The sequence below is a fragment of the Advenella incenata genome, assembly GCF_004217095.1.
GTDB lineage: Bacteria > Pseudomonadota > Gammaproteobacteria > Burkholderiales > Burkholderiaceae_B > Advenella > Advenella incenata.
Genome location: NZ_SHKO01000001.1, coordinates 562998 through 581889 on the forward strand (window position 1 = coordinate 562998; position 18892 = coordinate 581889).

At 56.5% G+C, this 18892-nt stretch carries 20 protein-coding genes; 9 read left to right on the plus strand and 11 right to left on the minus strand.

Going from position 1 to position 18892, the window contains the following annotated elements:
- Nucleotides 1–27: 27 nt before the first annotated feature.
- From EV681_RS02500 to EV681_RS02515, 4 genes are all read right to left on the minus strand, one after another.
- Nucleotides 28–384 (minus strand): YkvA family protein, encoded by a 357-nt coding sequence (locus EV681_RS02500; protein WP_207226994.1) that lies wholly within the window; start codon nt 382–384, stop codon nt 28–30.
- Nucleotides 385–469: 85 nt separating this feature from the next.
- Nucleotides 470–718, minus strand: coding sequence for a GlsB/YeaQ/YmgE family stress response membrane protein (locus EV681_RS02505; RefSeq protein WP_128393781.1), 249 nt, complete (start codon nt 716–718; stop codon nt 470–472).
- Nucleotides 719–959: 241 nt separating this feature from the next.
- Complete coding sequence (locus EV681_RS02510) at nt 960–1865, minus strand: EamA family transporter (RefSeq protein ID WP_130303231.1); 906 nt, start codon at nt 1863–1865, stop codon at nt 960–962.
- A gap of 80 nt (nt 1866–1945) precedes the next feature.
- Complete coding sequence (locus EV681_RS02515; RefSeq protein WP_130303232.1) at nt 1946–3256, minus strand: sulfite oxidase; 1311 nt, start codon at nt 3254–3256, stop codon at nt 1946–1948.
- Nucleotides 3257–3512: 256 nt separating this feature from the next.
- Between EV681_RS02515 and EV681_RS02520 the strand changes: the two genes are divergently transcribed.
- On the plus strand, nt 3513–4484 hold the full coding sequence (locus EV681_RS02520) for an ABC transporter substrate-binding protein (RefSeq protein ID WP_130303233.1): 972 nt from the start codon (nt 3513–3515) through the stop codon (nt 4482–4484).
- Here EV681_RS02520 and EV681_RS02525 read toward each other — a convergent pair.
- A complete protein-coding gene (locus tag EV681_RS02525) occupies nt 4481–4675 on the minus strand; it encodes a hypothetical protein (RefSeq protein WP_128393785.1) in 195 nt (64 codons plus the stop codon). The two genes, EV681_RS02520 and EV681_RS02525, sit on opposite strands and share 4 nt — an antisense overlap.
- A gap of 94 nt (nt 4676–4769) precedes the next feature.
- Between EV681_RS02525 and EV681_RS02530 the strand changes: the two genes are divergently transcribed.
- A complete protein-coding gene (locus tag EV681_RS02530) occupies nt 4770–6479 on the plus strand; it encodes an ABC transporter permease (RefSeq protein ID WP_128393786.1) in 1710 nt (569 codons plus the stop codon).
- Nucleotides 6467–7492 carry an ABC transporter ATP-binding protein gene (locus tag EV681_RS02535; protein ID WP_128393787.1) on the plus strand — a complete coding sequence of 342 codons (1026 nt, stop codon included), beginning with the start codon at nt 6467–6469 and terminating at the stop codon, nt 7490–7492. Before EV681_RS02530 ends, EV681_RS02535 begins: the two co-directional genes overlap by 13 nt.
- Nucleotides 7493–7795: 303 nt before the next feature.
- Here EV681_RS02535 and EV681_RS02540 read toward each other — a convergent pair whose 3' ends face one another.
- The 4 genes from EV681_RS02540 to EV681_RS02555 form a co-directional block, all read right to left on the minus strand.
- Nucleotides 7796–9244: a dihydrolipoyl dehydrogenase gene (locus tag EV681_RS02540; protein ID WP_130303234.1), complete on the minus strand. Its 1449-nt coding sequence runs from the start codon at nt 9242–9244 to the stop codon at nt 7796–7798.
- Between the two features lie 264 nt (nt 9245–9508).
- Nucleotides 9509–10243 carry a glutathione peroxidase gene (locus EV681_RS02545; protein ID WP_128393789.1) on the minus strand — a complete coding sequence of 245 codons (735 nt, stop codon included), beginning with the start codon at nt 10241–10243 and terminating at the stop codon, nt 9509–9511.
- 702 nt (nt 10244–10945) lie between these two features.
- Nucleotides 10946–11857, minus strand: a complete 912-nt coding sequence (locus EV681_RS02550; protein WP_165392918.1) for a LysO family transporter — start codon at nt 11855–11857, stop codon at nt 10946–10948.
- 68 nt (nt 11858–11925) lie between these two features.
- Nucleotides 11926–12528, minus strand: a complete 603-nt coding sequence (locus tag EV681_RS02555; protein WP_128393791.1) for a GNAT family N-acetyltransferase — start codon at nt 12526–12528, stop codon at nt 11926–11928.
- A gap of 255 nt (nt 12529–12783) precedes the next feature.
- Here EV681_RS02555 and EV681_RS02560 point away from each other — a divergent pair, with 255 nt between their 5' ends.
- The 5 genes from EV681_RS02560 (at nt 12784) to EV681_RS02580 (ending at nt 16697) form a co-directional block, all read left to right on the plus strand.
- Nucleotides 12784–13590 carry a transporter substrate-binding domain-containing protein gene (locus EV681_RS02560; RefSeq protein ID WP_128393792.1) on the plus strand — a complete coding sequence of 269 codons (807 nt, stop codon included), beginning with the start codon at nt 12784–12786 and terminating at the stop codon, nt 13588–13590.
- 1 nt (nt 13591) lies between these two features.
- Complete coding sequence (locus EV681_RS02565; protein WP_130303236.1) at nt 13592–14281, plus strand: ABC transporter permease; 690 nt, start codon at nt 13592–13594, stop codon at nt 14279–14281.
- Complete coding sequence (gene hisM / locus EV681_RS02570) at nt 14278–15012, plus strand: histidine ABC transporter permease HisM (RefSeq protein WP_128393794.1); 735 nt, start codon at nt 14278–14280, stop codon at nt 15010–15012. The genes EV681_RS02565 and hisM overlap by 4 nt, the downstream gene beginning before the upstream one ends.
- A 7-nt stretch (nt 15013–15019) precedes the next feature.
- Nucleotides 15020–15787, plus strand: coding sequence for an ABC transporter ATP-binding protein (locus EV681_RS02575; RefSeq protein WP_128393795.1), 768 nt, complete (start codon nt 15020–15022; stop codon nt 15785–15787).
- Nucleotides 15788–15869: 82 nt separating this feature from the next.
- Nucleotides 15870–16697, plus strand: a complete 828-nt coding sequence (locus EV681_RS02580; protein WP_128393796.1) for a sulfite exporter TauE/SafE family protein — start codon at nt 15870–15872, stop codon at nt 16695–16697.
- Nucleotides 16698–16830: 133 nt separating this feature from the next.
- Here the strand turns inward: EV681_RS02580 and EV681_RS02585 are convergent, their stop codons facing one another.
- Nucleotides 16831–17616: a DUF3025 domain-containing protein gene (locus tag EV681_RS02585; RefSeq protein ID WP_130303237.1), complete on the minus strand. Its 786-nt coding sequence runs from the start codon at nt 17614–17616 to the stop codon at nt 16831–16833.
- 38 nt (nt 17617–17654) lie between these two features.
- A complete protein-coding gene (locus EV681_RS02590; RefSeq protein ID WP_242612116.1) occupies nt 17655–18152 on the minus strand; it encodes a CreA family protein in 498 nt (165 codons plus the stop codon).
- A 233-nt stretch (nt 18153–18385) separates the two neighbouring features.
- On the opposite strand from EV681_RS02590, the gene EV681_RS02595 reads away from it, so the two are divergent.
- Nucleotides 18386–18775 (plus strand): RNA-binding S4 domain-containing protein, encoded by a 390-nt coding sequence (locus EV681_RS02595; protein WP_128393799.1) that lies wholly within the window; start codon nt 18386–18388, stop codon nt 18773–18775.
- Nucleotides 18776–18892: the final 117 nt, after the last annotated feature.

The following is an 18892-nucleotide window of genomic DNA, read 5'->3' on the forward strand; positions in this document are numbered from 1 at the left end:
CGCGTGGGTTATCTTGGGGATTGGATGTCAGTGCTTGAACCAGCGTTTGGCAGCCTGCTCGGCCTGCTGCTTCACTTCTGGCGTAATGTAATAGGCGACGGCAGCCAGTGCGGCGGCAAGTACGCTCAGGTCGTCGGTATACCCAACGCCCGGTATGAAGTCCGGCAAGGCATCCAGCGGCAACACGAGGTAGGCCAATGCTCCGTAAATGACCCGACGGGCCCAGGCGGGTGTGGCCGGACTGCGCACAGCATAGTACAGTAGCAGGGCTTTCTGAATAACGGTACGCCCGGCACGTTTGGCGACACGGGCAATTTTTCTGACAAGACCTGCCGGTTTTTCGGCGTCCTGAGTGTTGGCGTCAATCGTGTGGTAACGAGTCATGAGCCTCCCGTAATCAATGAAAATAAGGCGGATAAAACGAAAAATGCGTGCCACTGGGGCACGCACTCTTTATAACATGCCGGTGTCAGGAGCGCTTGGCGATCAGGCCATATACGAAAAGAACAATAATGGCGCCGACAACAGAAGCGATCCAGCCTGCAGCGTCACCCTGCGAGTACCATCCCATCGCCTGACCCAGGTAGGTTGCAACGATAGATCCGACGATACCCAGAATCGTGGTAAGAATGAGCCCCATGGACTGGTTGCCCGGCATAACGGCACGAGCGATCAAGCCAATAATAAAACCAATCACGATAGTAATGATAATCGACATATTCTTTTACTCCTGAAATGAGTGGATTTACTGACTGTGTGTAACGTTCAGATCATATAGGAAGGATTATTTCCGCACAAATGGAAAATGTTTCCATATATTAGTAAAGCGATCGTTGCCACAGTCTGTCCATAAAGCATACCGGCTATACGCGATCCTTGTGTGAATATTGACTTTTATTTTAAATAGCTGCAGCGATTTCGTGGTTTATCTGCCTTTGTTTGTTGTTGTATGCACACGATTATCCTTTTTTTTGCAGCGCCTTGCCTGCCCGCATGCGAGACAGTCTGCTGCCGAAAATATTGATGGCCAGCCCCACGACAACCACGGCGCTGCCAAGCCATTGCACCAGCGACAGTTTTTCGTGCAGGACCAGCTCAGCCGACAGCAGACCGACCACGGGAATCATCAATGACATTGGGGTTACCAGGCTGACCGGGTGATGCGCCAGCAGCCGCCCCCACAAGTAATAGCCAACGAACGAGGCCAAATAGGCCAGGTACATGACCGAGCCGACGCCGGTCCACGACAGATTGGCCAGACTATGTGCGATCGCCTGGGGGCCTTCGAACAACCAGGAGGCCAGCAGAAAAGGAAAGACAGGAAAGACGGCGCCCCAGGTCAGCAGACTGAACATATTGACCGCCGGGCCGGCCTTTTTTATGACGATATTGCCGCAACCCCAACTGAAGGCCGCACACAGGGTGAGAAAGAACGCAAACAGCGGCACCGGCTTGGTACTGTCGGCGCCCATTTCAATGACGGCCAGACCGATGGCGGCCACCACCATGGCAACGATACTGTGCAGCCGTACCTTTTCATTCAACAGCAGCGCTGCAATCAGGACCGAAAAGAATGCCTGCGACTGCAGCACCAGCGAGGCCAGGCCTGCCGGCATGCCCATTGCAATGGCGCTGAACAGAAAGGCAAATTGCCCAAAGCATAGGGTCAGGCCGAAAAGCAGCAGCAATCGCAGCGGGATGACCGGCCGCGGAATAAACAGAATGGCGGGAAAGGCGACCATGGCAAAACGCAAGGCACCCAGCAGCAACGGAGGAAATTGCTCGACACCAAACTTGATCACCACGAAGTTGAGCCCCCACAGGAGGACAACGAGAAGGGCAGCAAGCCAGTGACGCAAAGGCATGAAAATTCCGGGTAACGGTAAGAGGCAGGAGTAGCGATTATGCGCCACCACGCAGTCGGCTTGCAAGCCGAAGCGGCGTTTTATCCCGCAGGCGCGATCGTCAGGGCCACATGATGCTCGCGCCAGCCATTGACAAAATACCCTGTATTGTCGGTGGTCAATTCCGGCTGCTGTTGTCCGGCGGCATTGGTGGCGCGGCAGGCCAGTTCGACGGGCCCGGGTGGCAGGTTCAGCGAGATCTCGAACAGGCGCCAGGCGAACGGGCCCAAATCGCTCCCGGTAAGCTGAGCCGGGTGCCAGGTGGCGCCGCCATCGGCGGTCACTTCGATTCGGGTTACGGCTGAAGCGCCTCCCATGGCCACTCCACGGATCGGCGTGGTGCCCGCCTTGACTGGTTCACCTGAGCCCAGGGGTTCGGTGATCCAGGATTTGACCGGCAGCCTCCAGGCAGGGATGGTCAGGCGCGGCTCGCCCGGCCGCAGCGGCACCCGGAAATCGGCGGTCTGGATGTGGGCGCTGGATTCCTCGGCGGTGAAGGCAATGCGCCGGACATACTTGATGTAATTGATGCCGGCATAGCCCGGCAATACCAGACGCAGCGGGCCGCCATGCGCCAGGGGAATGGGTGCGCCATTGAGTGTCCAGGCCAGCAGGGCGTGTTCGAGCGCGGATAATGGAACCGAGCGTTCAACCCGGGTGAAGTCCGACGCAATGCCATCGGGCAGGCTATCGGCGCCTGTGGCGGTGAGAAAGCGGCTGCCGGGAACAACGCCCCCCAGTTCATGTATGACTGTTGTCAATGGCACACCCGTCCAGATCACACAGCCGGCGGCACCTGTCTGCCATTGCGTGCCAATGGCCGGTCTGCTTTGCAGGGCGCGGCCGTTTTCGGCACACTGCAGCACCGTGGCTACCGTCCGCGTGGGCATTGCCTGCAGCTCAGCCAATGTGTAGGCATCTGGCTGGGCGACCCCGCCAAAGGCGACGGGCCATTGCCCTGCCTCGGCCAACAGCCGCGCAGGCGGAGGCAGGGCGTTGTCGCGGACAAACAGGCACTGCGTCGGGGTAATTAACTGGCGACCAAGCACTGCACGGCGCGTTTCAATGGCGTGCGGGTTATGCACGAGCAGGCTGTCGGCGTCTTTCCAGGCCAGGCTCGCGGGCAGCGGCGCCGGCTCGGCCGGCGGCAACTGCGGGTTGGGCGTGTTCGCTGCGGCAGGGGATGGCGGCGCATCGGTCGGTGTTGGTGCTTTTGTTGTTGTATCGGCCGAGGCGCTGCCGGCGCCGGTGGTAGCGGCCTGGAGTTTGCCGCAGGCCGCGCTCAATGCAAACGCGAGTGCCTGTATCAGCCGTGTGCGTCTTTGCGGGTTGACCGTGGCGTGGCGTGGCATGGCGTGACCTGTCAGTGAACAATGTGTGAGCGAGTCCGAAGCGGACTGGCGCAGGAAAAACAGGCTCCATGTTATGGATTAATCGCTTCGCTGTAAACCGGAAAAAGATGTCCCGTTGCTGCCGGCTGCGTCGGAAGTCGCATCCGTTCTTTTCACGCCATTGTCGGTTTACCAAGGTATTATTCGGTATGTCACAATCATGAAATATAAAGTTTTTACTATCGTTCAATTCTCCCCGCTTAAAAATGAGGTCTTCATGAAGGTCGCAGTAAACTCAATTGCAGCCGCGCTGTTGGCGTTTTCCGGTGTCGCTGCCGCCGATACGCTGGTTCTGTATACCAGCCAGCCGGCAACTGATGCACAGATGACCGTTGACGCATTCCAGAAAGTTCATCCAGACACCAAGGTGGAATGGGTCCGCGACGGAACGACAAAGCTGATGACCAAATTGCGTGCGGAAATGAACGCGGGCGTTGCAAAGCCCGATGTGTTGCTGATTGCCGACAGCGTGACGCTGGAACAATTGAAAAAAGAAGACCAACTGCTGGCTTATAAATCGCCGGAAAGCGCCCAATATGATCCTGCGCTGTACGACAACAGCGGTTATTACCATGGCACCAAGCTGATTACTTCGGGCATTGCCTATAACACCAAGGCCGTGCAAAAACCCCAATCATGGAAGGATCTGGTCAAGCCCGATTATAAAAACCAGGTGTCCATGCCCAGCCCCCTGTATTCGGGCGCAGCCATGATCCATCTGTCGGCTTTGACCAGCAACCCGGATTTTGGGTGGAAGTACTATGAAGATCTGAAGACCAATGGCGTAGCTTCCCAGAAAGGCAATGGCGGGGTACTGACCGATATTACCTCTGGCGGCAAACCCTATGGTATTTTGGTGGACTACATGGCGATTCGTGAAAAAGCGAAGGGCGCACCGATCGACTTTGTCTTTCCTGCCGAAGGGGTGAGCCTGGTGACCGAACCCGTAGCCATCATGAAATCGGCAAAAAATCCCGACGCTGCAAGAAAATTCGTCGATTTCCTGCTGTCGCAGCAAGGCCAGGAGCTGGTGCTGCAACAGGGCTATATTCCCGGCCGTAATGGCATGAAAAACCCGCCGGGCTTTCCGCCGCGCGAACAAATCAAACTGCTGCCTTTTGATGCGGCTGCGGCACTACAGGATGCCGGCGCGAACAAGGAAAGATTCAGCAACATCTATGGCGGTTAAGCGCATTGTGCGATCGTGCCCGGGAGCATGCTGCCCCAGTGAGCAGCATTGATGCTTGCGCATTCCCGGGTGGTGCAGGGCAACGTTGCATTGTGACGCTTGCCGGCTTCATGATCAATCGCAAGGGTACGGGTACAATGGCGCAGACGCTTGCCGGTGCGCGGAACCCGTGGATCCATCAGGGGCGACATAGCCCCGCCCCGGCCACTTAATCCGATTTTTTGAACACAACACGATTCGAAATCAGGCGGTCGGGCAAGCCGGACCACAAACCTGAATTTCATTATGGCGACATCTATTTCCTTTTTGCGGCCGTTTGGCAGGAACCCGGCATCGATCCTGACGTCGGTGCTGCTGTGCGTGGTGCTGGCGCTGGCCCTGCTGCCGCCGGCGCGGCTGCTGATCATGGCAATGACCGATCTGCCGGGGGGCGATGGCGGCGCCATGTGGTCCATGCTGCGTAGCGCATCAACCTGGCGGGCGACCGGCAACAGCCTGCTGACAGCCGGTCTGGCCACTTTGCTTTCTGTGCTGCTGGGTACCACACTGGCATTGCTAGTGGTGCTTACGGACATCCGCGCCAAAGGCTTCTGGGTATTCATGATCATGCTGCCTATGATGATCCCGCCGCAGGTAACTGCCCTGAGCTGGTTGCAGTTAAGCGGACCGGGCAGTACGTTGCTGCAAATGCTTCATCTGGCCCCGCCGCTGGGCAGTCCGCAGCATCTGCGTTCCTGGTGGGGCATTTCCATGCTCATGGGCATCCAGCATGCGCCCCTGGTCTATCTGGCGGTTCGCGGCAGCCTGATTGCCCTGCCCAAGGAGTTGATTGAAGCGGCCCGCCTGGCCGGCGCTTCGCAGCGTGATGTGGTCCGCGATATGATCCTGCCGCTGTGCCGCAACGGTCTGCTTGCCGGCACAGCTATCGCTTTTGTCTCCGCCTTGGGTAATTTCGGGATTCCGGCAATGCTGGGTATCCCGGTGTCCTATTACGTATTGCCCACACTGATCTACCAGAAAATGGCCGATTTCGGGCCCGATATGCTGGCCGATGTGTCCAGCCTGTCGGTGATCATCGGCGTGATTGCGCTGGTGGGCGTGGTCGCGCAGCAGCATTTTTCCGCACGTATGCCGCTGACCGGCATGCCAGGCAGCCCGCTCGCGTTTGCGCTCGGGGCGCGGCGCTGGCTGGCAGAGCTGGCGCTGTTTTTGCTGGTGCTGGCTATTGTCGTGGTGCCGCTGATCGCCTTGATTTCCAGTTCGCTGGTTGCGGCCATGGGGATTCCCTTGTCGCTGGAAACCGTCAGTCTGCAGGCCTACGGACAGATACTTTTCCATCAGAGCGTGACCTTTCGGGCCTTCAGTAACAGTATCCTGCTGGCCGGCTCTGCCTCGCTGATCCTGGCCTGCCTCTGCCTGCCCCTTGCCTATTTGTTTGTGCGCTTTCCTTCGCGCAGCAACGCTTTTTTGCAGGGGCTGATTGATATTCCCTATGCCCTTCCCGGTGTGGTGCTGGCGGTGGCATGTATTCTGCTTTTTGCCCGCCCGCTGCCTTTGATTCAGGTGACACTGTACGGCACGCTGGGGCTGATTCTGTTTGCTTATTTGTCCCGCTTCATGACTGTGTGTCTAAAGCCGATACAGAGCAGTATGCAGCAACTGGATCCTGCCCTTGAAGAAGCGGCGCAACTTTGCGGGGCAGGGCCGATGCGTCGACTGCGCGATATTGTTTTTCCGCTGCTGGCGCCGGCGGCATTCGCTGGCATGCTGCTGGTCTTTTTGATCGCAGTCAATGAACTGACGGTGTCTGCGCTGTTGTGGAGTGCCGGCAACGAAACCCTGGGTGTACTGGTGTTCAATCTGGATGATGGCGGTGAAACGGTGCTGGCATCGGCTGTGTCTGTGCTGATTGTGCTCATGGTTCTGATTCTGATGCTCTGCCTGAACGCCCTGGGCAGACGTGTTCCACGAGGAGTGATTCCATGGCGCAACTGACCCTGGAAAATATTAGCAAACGCTATGGCGAGCATGCGGTTGTCGACAACATCAGTCTTGCCATCGAGAAAGGGCAGTTTGTGGCGCTGCTGGGTCCCAGCGGCTGCGGCAAAACCACCACTCTCAGAATGATTGCCGGCTTTGAGCAGCTTGATCAGGGGCGCATTGTGCTCAATGACCGGTTGCTGGCGTCACCAGATAAGCATATCGCGCCGGAGCAGCGCAATATGAGTATGGTGTTCCAGTCGTATGCGCTATGGCCCCACAAGACGGTGCTGGACAATGCCGGTTATGCATTAGCGCTGCGCGGACTCCGCGGCCAGCCTTATCGTGACCAGGTATTTGCCGCGCTTGAAACCGTCAATTTGGGCCACCTGGCCGATCGCTTTCCCCAGGCATTGAGTGGCGGCCAGCGCCAGCGCGTGGCTTTGGCGCGCTGTCTGGTCTCCCATCCTGACGTCGTTCTGCTGGACGAACCGCTGGCTAATCTGGATGTGCATTTGCGAGCCTCAATGGAAACCACCTTTCGCGACTTTCATGAACGCACCGGGGCAACATTCATTTATGTGACGCATGATCAAGCTGAAGCCATGGCAATGGCAGACCGGATTGCGGTTATGAACCACGGCCGTCTTGAGCAGTGGGACACGCCGGAGAATCTATATCGCCGTCCCGCTTCGCGCTGGGTAGCCACCTTTATCGGCAAGGGGGCGGTGCTGGATGTGCCCAGCCATGTGCACGGTAAAAATTTGAGAAGCGACGACATTCTCAGCCTGTTGTCCAATAGCGGAGCAATGCATCGCGGCGCGATGCTGGTGAGACCCGAACATGTCATGGTTGTCGATGACGGAATCGACGTAATCGTAAGGCATCGGGTCTATAAGGGCGAGCGCTACCAATATATCGCCAATCTGGCCGATGGCCAGTCCGTGACCTTTTACCACACCCGCCTGCTCGAGCATGGGCAGACCGTGCAGGTGCAAATCGAGCATGCCTGGGGGCTGGATCTTTGAAGCCCGGGTGAGTATTGGTCGCTCACTCAATTAATAAGCAGAAGCGCTAAAGAGATGACGCGTGGCAGTCGGCGCTGCTGTGCTGCGTTTACCCTTGCTGCCCACAGGGCCCAGCGTAGGGGAGCCGAAGAGGCTTTTGCCTACAAAAAAACAGGGGCGCGCAACTGTTGCGCAGCCCCTGTTTGCCGGTGTCGGATAAGCAGTACCGATAGCATACCGGCATGCGTTTATCGGTCCTAAGGATTCTTACCAAACCTTCAATAAGTCCTTATGGTGCAATGGTCATTGCCCACGACACGTCCACTATTGTCCGGGGCATTCGGCACATTCGCCAGCCATATCCTCTGCCAGGCGCAATTGCTTGCTTAGATCACGCAATGCGGTGCGAACACCCTCTTCAATGACTGGATGATAAAACGGCATATCCAGCATCTGTGCCACAGTCATCTTTTGCTGATGAGCCCAGGCCAGCAGATGCGCCAGGTGTTCTGCTGCCGGCCCGACCATTTCAGCGCCCAGCAAACGCCCGCTGCCATGTTCTGCATAAATGCGCAGATGCCCCTGGTTGACACCCATGACACGACTGCGGCCCTGATTACTGAAAGAGACTTCCCCGACAGCGTAGCAGCCACAATTATCAAACTGGCTGGTGACCTCCTTGAAACGCAGGCCGATACTGGCAATTTGCGGATCGCTGAAGACCACGCTGATCTGAGAACGGCGCAGGCCTTCTGTCACGGTCGGGAATGTGCCGGCGTTCTTGCCTGCGATAAGTCCCTGGTCGGCGGCCTCGTGCAACAGTGGCAACTGGTTGGAGGCATCGCCTGCGATGAAAATATGCGCCACGCTGGTTTGCATGGTGTACGGGTCGGCCTTGGGCACGCCGCGTGCGTCCAGGTCAATGTTCAGATTCTCCAGACCCAGGTTGTCTACATTGGGCTTGCGACCGGTGGCCGCCAGCAGGAAATCGACTGTGACCGAGCCGCTTGTGCCGTTTTCAGAATAGTCAATTTTTACACCCTTGCCGCTGGGCAGTAGGCTGACCTGTGTGTCCGCATCCAAATGCAGATCCATTTCCTTGCCGAAAATGTCCAGCGCGTTTTCCAGGACGACCGGGTCGGTAATCCCACCCAGCGCATTGTCCTTGCCAAACACAGACACCTTTACGCCCAGTCGATGCAGGGCCTGGCCGATTTCCAGACCGATGACGCCGGCGCCAAACACAGCTACGCTGGCTGGCAGGGTTTCCCAATCGAAGACATTGTCATTGACAATCAGGCGCTCGCCCAGCGACTGCCAGGCGGGTACGATAAACGGACGCGATCCGGTAGCAATCACGATACGCTGCGCGGTGATTTCGGTATGGTCATCGACCACGACCACATGTTCATTTTTGAAACGTGCACGGCCAAGAATCCGCTGGGTGGCGGGAAATGCTTCCACGTCTTCCAGTACAAAACCGACAAACCGGTCGCGTTCGGCACGCACTCTTTGCATCACCTGGCGGCCATCAATGCGCAGGGCACCATCGGGATGCACGCCGAACTGGTCGGCCGTGCGCACATGATGGGCGGCGTCGGCGGCGGCGATAAGCAATTTTGAAGGCATGCAGCCTACACGTGCGCAGGTGGTGCCAAACTTGTGGTCTTCTACCAGGTATACATTGTCTGTGGATTTGCGGGCGGCGCGAAACGCGCTCATGCCGGCCGTGCCACCGCCCAGAATAAGGACATCGGCGTTGATTGATTTCATATTCGATCCCTGATATTGATGTTTATGACGCAACCGACTTTGATTCTACCGGTTTGCGGGCGAAAAAAAAGCAGCGGCATCACCCAAGGTGTGCCCGCTGCCGATCTATCGGCTTTGTGATTGCGATATCGAGATTGCAATAACATGCCGTTGGACAGCGCAGTTGCTGTCTGCCGGAGCCGTTCCGGCAGACTTGAGCAGATCGGCGCGCTTCAGGTTACTAACCTGACTGCGCGACCTGCTGTTGCCACTGCAACAACCGCATTACTTGCCAGCGAAATGTGCTGCCAGTTCGTCGCTGCCGCCGATATATTGACCACCAATGAAAACCTGTGGTGTGCTGGTTTTGCCTGTAATGGCGCGAATGGCCACGGTGCTGGCGTCCTTGCCCAGAACCACTTCTTCGAAGGGCAAGTCTTTTTCTTTCAACAATGCTTTGGCTTTGGCGCAATAGCCGCAACCAGGCTTGGTGAACATGACAATGGAAGGTTTGTCCTGGTAGTCTTTATCGATATAGTGAATCATCGTATCGGCATCAGACACTTCAAACGGATCGCCTTCTTTTTCAGGCTCGATGAACATTTTTTCAACGACGCCGTCTTTGACCAGCATGGAATAGCGCCATGAGCGTTTACCAAAGCCCAGGTCGGCTTTGTCTACCAGCATGCCCATGCCTTCTGTGAATTCGCAGTTGCCATCAGGGATCACTGTGATATTGTCGGCTTCCTGCTGTGCTTTCCATTCGTTCATCACGAAGGTGTCGTTTACAGATACGCAGACGATTTCGTCAACACCGCGTTCCTTGAACGCTTTGGCCAGTTCGTTATAGCGTGGCAGGTGCGTGGACGAGCACGTTGGGGTGAATGCGCCAGGCAGCGAAAAGACAACAACGGTTTTGCCCTTGAAAATGTCGTCGGTGGACACTTTTTTCCAGTCGTCACCAGAACGCACGGGAAATGTAACGGATGGAACGCGTTGGCCTTCTTTATTCTGCAACATATTGGATTCCTTATTTAGTGAAACAAACAGTAGATGAAAACAGGCTGGTGGCTGTTAAGCCTTAGTAATAACATAGCGATGTTTCATCAGATGTATCCATTGTACGCAACGGATTGTGATTAGTAAAATTTATTATTTTTATATAGTCGATAGTTAAAACTAAACGACTCTCGTAGCAGGCCGCTGGAAACGGCAACAGTTTTGCGCTTTGGCGATGACTACATGCCTGATGTGTGGTGCCTATGCAGGTGCCTGAATGTATGGTGCCTGATACGTGGTGTCATAGCGAAAGCCGCTGCACGATGTTGAAAAGGGCATTTACGCACCAGGAGGCAGGTGGGTGCCGGCACATGGCGCTTATTAGGTGCCTGCTTATTAGGAGCCTGCTTGTTGGGTGCTTTTATCAGACCTGATGTATCGGGCTAAGCCGTTTTCTGGGCACTTCCGGGCGGAAAAAAGCTTTCGGACCGGAAAAAGCCAAAGAGCGCAAAAAACAAAAACGATCAAATAGCTTAGAAAAATAGCTTTTGATAGAAATGGCCTTTAATAAAAAGAGCCTTTAATAAAAGGGCTCCTAATAGAAATAGCGCTTAATAGAAATATCTTTCAATAAAAATTAATCTTAATTGACGTATTAATTAAAGCAATAATTAGCGTAAGTTAAAAGAACTTAAACGTTAATTATCAATAATTATAGCATATTCAGTCAAACAAAGAAAGTACATAGCTCAGCAGGAAGGGGGCGACAAGGCTGAGCACGACGCCGGAAAAAATGGCCGTTACCAAAAACGGATTGCCGGCTGTTTTGCGAACAATAGGCAGCGTGGTGTCCATGGCGGTTGCGCCGGCAGCGCCGATACCCGTCATGGGATAGCGGGCCCCGGCAAAGAACAGCACGACAATGGCAAGCAACTCGCGGAACAGGTCTGTGAGCAGGGCCGTCGCACCGTAAAATTCGCCGAGCCTGGCGGTAACGAGCACGCCCGACAGTGAAAACCAGCCAAATCCGCTGCTCAGAAGCAGGCCGTGGCGGATATCGGTGTTGGTGGCCCAGGCGATGAGGGCGCCCGCCAGCAGAGAAACAACGATAACCACCAATGGCAGCGTGAACATCGCCGGACGAATGGCATTGCGCTGCAAGGGCGTATGCGCCAGATCGGCGCCAATCAGAAACAACAGGACGTACAGAAAAAACTCAGAGTCCGGTACGGGGACAGAGATAGCCCAATGGGTCGCGAGCACCGCCAGTCCGAGGCCGACCAGCAAAAAGGCCAGCGCAATACCGCATTCCCGAATCACGTGCATGATGCCCAGGTCATGCTGCACCGTCTGTGCACGGCTGCCAGGGCGAAACAGTACCAGCAGCGCCAGAGAACACGACAGCGTAATGCCCACCGAATACAGTAGCGCGGTTTGCAGAATAAGCAGCACCTGATGCATGACTGACAATTGCTGTCCGAAGCGATAACCGATGGCAAACAGCATGATCCAGACAAACGGCGTGATGGCGCGTGACAGCATTGACACGATACGAGGTGTGAGCAAACGGCCAATGATATAGCCCGCGAGCAGCCAGGCAGCAATGGGCAAAAGGGACAGCAGCAAAGAAGTCATGGAAACTGCAGAAGGAGGCAAAGGGTGCGGCGCGAGATGCGCCGCCAGCGGGACTGCGGGATCAGCGGTTACTTGGGCAGTTTTTCCTTGAGCTGCTGTTTGATTGCCGGCCATTCGTCTTGCGTCACGCTGTACATATGGGTGTCGCGAACCGTCCCATCACGACGCAGGGCGTGGCCGCGCAGCACGCCATCTTTTTTGGCGCCCAGGCGCTCGATGGCGTTCTGGGAGCGCTGGTTCAGATTGTCGGTACGCCAGCCGACCACATTGGCCTTGAGCGACTCGAACGCATAAAACAGCATGAGATACTTGCAGACCGTATTCACATGCGTGCGCTGCCACGATTGACCATACCAGGTGTAGCCGATTTCAAGCCGGGCGATCTCGGGCACAATGTCGTGATAGCGGGTGGTACCGATAATTTTGCGGGATTTGGCATCCAGCACCACGAATGGCAGCATGTGACCGTCCTGCTGTCCTTTGAGTGCCGCTTCGATATACGCGGTTTCCTGACCCGGTTCCGGCACCGATGTGAACGTCAGATTCCATAGCTGCCCATCGGCCGCCGCATTGCGCAGGCCCTCTGCATGGGCCAGACGCATGGGTTGCAGCACGAGGCCGTGTCCTTCAAGCTGAATAGGCGCAAGTGGTTTGGGAAAGGGTGTGATCATAGGGAAATCCAACGTAGACCAAGGGTCAAAAGATAGCATTATAAAGAATAACCGGCGATCGTAAATGGCCTTTGGACTACTGCCTGGGGCAAAACAATCCGGACAAAATTTGCGCTAGAGGTGATCCCTAGTGGTCAGACGGTTCACAAATCAGTACTATTTCGACTTCAGCAAGCGCGCGGGTGCTGGCCGTGGCGATTGGTCACCGTCCCCCGCAAGGCTTGCTTGGTAAGACAAAATTTGGCAAGTGAGAAGATGATGAATATGAAAAATTGGCTGCTCGCCGTTACGGTGGGGCTGTCTGCCGGTTTTGGCGCAACTGCGCTGGCCAGTGACTGGAAAGAATTGAAGGTGGGTATCGAGCCAGGCTACGCGCCGTTCGAGTACAAAAATGCCGCAGGGGACATCGAGGGGTTTGATGCCGATGTCATGATCGAAATCTGCAAGAAAATGCAGGCCAAATGCACCTGGGTGGAGCAGTCTTTCGATAGCCTGATTCCAGCCCTGGCGGCACGCAAAATCTCGCTGATCCACTCAAGCATGCAAATCACGCCGCAACGGGAAAAAATCCTGGCGTTCAGCCAGCCCATCTATGGGATCCCCACCCACTTGATGGCTCGCAAGGATAGCGGACTGTTGCCGACTGTCGATTCCCTGAAGGGCAAACGAGTTGGCGCGCTGCAGGGCAGCACCCAGGAAACGTATGCGAAACAGAAATGGGGCAGCAACGGCGTGCAGATTGTCTCCTATCAGGACCAGAACCAGACCTTCGCCGACCTGGCTGCCGGTCGGATCGACGCCGCCATTATTGAAAAGCCCAATGGGCAGAGTGGTTTTCTGAGCAAACCTGCGGGCAGCAATTTTGCGTTCGTGGGCCCGGCCATTACAGATGACAAGGCATTGACCGGTGAAATCGCCATCGGCATGCGCAAGTCGGACAGCAAACTCAAACAGGCCATCGATACGGCGCTGGGCCAATTGCAGCAGGACGGCACCATTGCCAAACTTGCCGGAAAGTACTTCAAGCCGGGTGAAATCAACCTGAACAACGTGAAGCCATAGCATGTTTTTGCATGGATATGGCGCGCAAATCCTGCACGGCACCTGGGAAACCATCAAGCTGGCTCTGTTGTCGTTGCTGGTCGCTTTTGTGCTGGGCCTGATCGGCGCCAGCGCAAAATTGTTCGGCAACCGGCTGTTGCGCGGCATGGCCCAGGTCTACACGACGCTGATCCGGGGGGTGCCCGATCTGGTGCTGATGCTGCTTATATTTTTCAGTATCCAGATGGGGCTCAATGAAATCACCGATATGCTGGGTATGGAGGTGATTGAAATCGAGCCTTTCTATGCCGGTGTGCTTACTATCGGTTTTATCTACGGTGCCTATTTTGCCGAGACCTTTCGTGGTGCCTTCCTTTCCGTGCCGCGCGGACAGCTGGAAGCGGCGCGCGCCTATGGCATGCGCAGCAGCCAGGTGTTTCGGCGCGTGCTGTTTCCGCAAATGATGCGCTTTGCGCTGCCGGGCATAGGCAATAACTGGCAGGTCGTGCTCAAGGCCACGGCCCTGGTGTCCATTATCGGGCTTACCGACCTGGTGCAGGTAACCCAGGGGGCCGGTCGGGCCACCTCGTCCATGTTCCTGTTCATTTGTGTGGCCGGGCTCATCTATCTTGTGCTCACCAGCGTGTCCAACATTGTCCTGTGGCTGCTGGAACGCAAGTATTCGGTGGGCGTGCGAGAGGCCCAGCTATGATCGAGTCGCTTAATAATTTCCTGACCATCCTGAACGATTACTGGAAGCCGCTGCTGTTCTGGGATGGCACTGCATTTTCCGGGCTGGCCGTCACCTTGTGGGTGTTGGTGCTCTCCCTGGCCCTGGGGCTGGTGCTGGCCATTCCCATGTCGGTCGGGCGGGTGTCGAACAATCGCTGGATCGCCTGGCCGATCTGGTTCTTCAGTTACGTGTTCCGTGGTACGCCTTTGTATGTGCAGATTTTGCTGATTTACAGCGGCGTCATCGGCCTGCAGGTGGTGCGCGATACCCCCTTGCTGCACACTTTTTTCATGAGCGGCTACAATTGCCTGGTGCTGGCCCTCATGCTCAATACACTGGCCTACACGACCGAGATTTTTGCCGGTTACATCAAAAACAGTGCGCATGGCGAACTGGATGCCGCGCGTGCTTTCGGGATGTCCCGGTATAAAATGTATACGCGGGTTATTTTACCTTCGGCGCTGCGTCGGGCGTTGCCGGCCTATAGCAACGAAGTCATTCTTATGCTGCATGCCACGTCGCTGGCCTTTACCGCCACTGTGCCGGATATTCTGAAGGTGGCGCGCGACGCCAACGCCGCTACCTATCTGACGTTTGCTGCTTATGGTACGGCAGCCATTTTGTATATGTGTGTCTCGTTTGTTCTCGTGGCACTGTTTCGCCGGCTGGAAAAGAGAACGCTGGGCTTTCTGGGCCACAGCCAACACTAGGATCGTTATGTATAAACTCGATGTTCAGAACATCTATAAGTCTTATGGACAAAACGAAGTATTGAAAGGCGTGTCGCTGCAGGCTAAAGCCGGCGACGTGATCGCCATGATCGGCTCCAGTGGCTCCGGTAAAAGTACGTTCTTGCGCTGTATCAATTTCCTGGAACAACCCAATAGCGGGTCGGTATCGCTCAACGGTGAAACGCTGACGGTGAGCAAGGACGCCAGAGGGCGCTTGCGCGTCTCCGACGAAAAGCGCCTGCAGGTATTTCGCACCAAGCTGGCCATGGTGTTCCAGCACTTCAATCTGTGGGCACACATGACGGCGCTGGAAAACATTATTGAAGCGCCCATTCATGTACTGGGCGTACCGAAGGCCGAAGCGATCGAGCGTGCACGGCAATACCTGAACAAGGTGGGCCTGCCGCCGGCCGTGGAAAATCAATATCCCTCCCAGATGTCTGGCGGCCAGCAGCAGCGCGTGGCCATTGCCCGTGCGCTGGCCATGGAACCCGAGGTGATGCTGTTTGACGAACCCACCTCGGCGCTGGATCCTGAGCTGGTTGGAGAGGTACTGCGCGTCATGCAGAAACTGGCCGAAGAAGGGCGGACCATGATTGTGGTGACCCATGAAATGGGCTTTGCCCGCAACCTGGCCAGTCATGTTATGTTTTTGCACCAGGGTACGGTCGAAGAAGAAGGCCCACCAGATGAAGTTTTCGGCAATACACGTAGTCCACGCCTGCAGCAGTTCCTGTCCGGAAACCTGAAGTAATGCGGGGCTGTCGCGCCGCTACCGGGCGTGTTTTGGTTGCTGCTTTCCCATTGCCCTTGCACACCCACGCCGGAGACGGCCAATGAGCGTGCTGACCATTATTGCCTTGCTGTGTCTGGGGGCCTTTGGCGGTTTCATGGCCGGTCTGCTGGGTGTGGGCGGCGGCATGGTGCTGGTGCCCTTTCTGACCCTGCTGTTTGGCGCTTCCCTGATGTCGCCCGATCTCGCGGTTCATTCGGCGATCGCAACCAGCATGGGCATGATCCTTTTTACATCGATCTCCAGCATGCGAGCGCACCATCGGCAGGGCGCGGTTCTGTGGCCCGTGGTCTTTACGCTGGCCCCGGGTATCCTGCTTGGCGGTCTTCTTTCTGGCGGCGCGGTGTTTGCCTATTTACATGGCGCTGCGCTGTCGCTGTTTTTTGCGCTGTTTGTTGGCTATTCGGGCGTGAACATGTTGCGCAATAAAAAGCCCAAGCCGTCCCGGCAACTGCCCGGCATGGTGGGACGCACAGCAGCGGGTACCGGCATCGGCTTTATTTCCGGCCTGGTCGGCGCCGGCGGCGGGTTTTTGTCGGTCCCTTTCATGGTCTGGTGCAATGTGCCCCTGCGCAATGCGGTTGCGACCTCTGCCGCGCTGGGGTTTCCCATCGCGCTGGCCAATAGTGTAGGCTACATATTGTCGGGCCTGCGCGAAGTAGGCGTGCGCGACGGCATGCTGGGCTATGTTTACTGGCCAGCCCTCGTCTTGCTGGTGATCATGAGTGTGTTATTGGCGCCGGTAGGCGCACGCATGGCGCACACCTTGCCGGTAGACAAACTGCGCAAGGTCTTTGCCGGACTGCTGTTTGCGTTGGCTGCCTATATGCTGTTCAAGGCACTGCAGCAATACGGTGTGTTTAGCGGGTAAAGGCGCTGCGCGAGCACTGGCCGCTGCGCACTACGGGCAGGGATCTTATTGGTTTCTACGGGGTCTTCTTATTTGCGTGGCGGGTTTTCACCGGCTATATGATCTCTACTGGCCCTAAGGGCCAGGAAAGCCCTTAAGGGCGCGGCGGGCGAAATACCTGCGGGTCGTCGTAGAAACCCGGGTTTTCACTGTCGGCATCCCAGCCTGGGATACCCATGACAGGCAAAGGGCAGTGTGGCTTGATCTGCAGTTGTTCCTCGGTCAGCAGGTTTGCCAACGTCTGCGCCATTACTTCGTCGATAGCGCCGGCGGGCGTATCCGACGGGATGCGTATGACATTTGCCGTGATTGCCTTGTAAGGATTCACGCATTTTTCCAGCAGAGCATGGCCGATAATGGCAATCTGCGTCTGCTGCCACAAGGCGCGTTCCTTGATAAAAGCACGGCGCCAATCCCGTTGCTCAATCGCGTCCCATAAGGGGGATGGCGCTTGTAGAAACAGGCCACCCTCGTCAAGCAGGGTGATCGTATCGCGGACCACGCCGCGTCGCTGGCCTACCCCCTGGCGCAGAATCTGCCGGCACTGGATCTTGTTGAACAGGGTTTTTACTTTGGGAAACCGGAACCAGCACAGGCCATTGAAAAAATCATGCAAATTGTCCCGCGTCGGGCACATACCGTTCTGTCCGATGAACTGCTCATAGGCCATGCCGGCAGGCAGGGCAGACTGGCTGGTAAAGCGGACCGGGCACGTTGTCGGCGCCAGCGCATTGAGCAATAGCGCAACTGGCATGGGTGAGTTCATGCCCGCTGCTACCCCTGGGGCCGCGTCCCAATGTGCATGGCCCGGCAGCCAGGCGCGCAAAGGCGACCACCATGGACGTGTCGTGTCCAGCCCCGACAGCACATCAACAATCATGCAACGCGCCCTTGCTTGCGTTCGTTGTCATGGCGAACTCACTTGAATGTGATGGCCGGCTCGGTATCGCCCCAGGGCATCAGCGGCACGACGGAAATGCTGTTGTAGGGCGAGCCGTCGATCAGTTTTTCGCTGACAACCAGATAGATCAGCGATTTGTTTTCCGTGTCGATCAGGCGCGAGACATTGAGCCCCTTGAATAGAAAGCTCATGCGCTGGGTAAACACGTCTTCCTGTACCTTGCGCACAGGCTGCGCCGCTTTTAGCGGGCCTGTCTGGCGGCATGACAATGCGAAACGCGACGGGTTTTCTGCAAAACCCAGCGCGCCGGACACACCACCGGTTTTGGCGTAGGACAAATGGCAAGTCACGCCTTCGATCTGCGGATCGCTGAAAGACTGGACGCAGACCTTGTCGTTGTTGACGATACGCCAGGTGGTGCTGACGCAGCCAATATCATCGGCGGCGGCAGTGGCGGGGGCGGTGATGCTCAGTAGCGCGGCGCAGGCGGCAAGCGCGGGAATGATTCGTTTCATGATGCTCATGATACCTAAGGGAATGAGTTGAATGTCGGCAAAGAGTTTACACCCAATCGGGCGCTGCAGGACGGTTGCCGGGCAAACCCCGGGTGGCAGGTGAAAATCGCCGGCGCGCCCGCTGCCAAATGCGACTACAATAGTTCGGCAGGTTGTCGCCTCCCGAGCGACATGCGATACGACGACTTGCCTGCATTGAGCCCGCTTGGGCAGAACCGCTTACCTATTATCCTATGGAAAAACTACGTATTGATAAATGGCTCTGGGCAGCACGTTTTTACAAGACGCGCTCGCTGGCGGCCACTGAAATAGGCAAAGGCCGCGTGCTGGTCAACGACCAACCGGCCAAACCGGCCCGTGAAGTGAGCCCGGGCGATGTGGTGGCAGTCCGACGTGATCAGACCACGATCACTGTTCAGGTGCTGGCGTTATCAGCCATACGGGGGCCGGCACCCGTTGCACGCACGCTTTATGAAGAGACCGAAGCGAGCCGGCTGGCGCGCGAGGCCGCGCAGGAACAGCGGCGGCTGGCCGGTGAACCCGCCCTCAGTCTTGAGCATGGTCGTCCGACCAAGCGTGATCGCCGTCAGCTGGAACAGGTGAAAAAGGGTGGCGACTGGTAAGCACCGCCAAATCTGCACGGGGCAATAAAAAACAGATTGTAAGAAGGGGTTAAACAGCGGCACCAACACCTATCAATTTGTTGCGGATGATTTTACAATCGTGTTCAATCCATTGAC